At 74.0% G+C, this 231-nt stretch carries 1 pseudogene; it reads left to right on the plus strand.

From position 1 onward, the window contains the following. Nucleotides 1-21: 21 nt before the first annotated feature. Nucleotides 22-231, plus strand: a pseudogene (locus tag RVY79_RS21795) (phosphomethylpyrimidine synthase ThiC); the annotation flags it as partial.

Consider the following 231-nt stretch of genomic DNA (forward strand, 5'->3'; position numbering starts at 1 on the left):
TCCGATCCGAAGGAGGAACCGGTGCGGGTCTACGACCCGTCGGGCCCCTACACCGAGACCGACGCGCGGATCGACCTCAATGCCGGCCTCCCCGGCGTGCGCGAGCCCTGGATCGCGGCCCGCGGTTACGCGGCCGTCGCCCCACGGGCGGTGAAGCCCGAGGATAACGGCTTCGCGGGCGACAAGCTCGTGGCCCCCTGCCCCGCCGAGCGGACCATCCGCAAGGCGGCC

Origin of the sequence: Chromohalobacter sp. HP20-39, assembly GCF_033052815.1 — a bacterium.
Classification (GTDB): Bacteria; Pseudomonadota; Gammaproteobacteria; order Pseudomonadales; family Halomonadaceae; genus Chromohalobacter.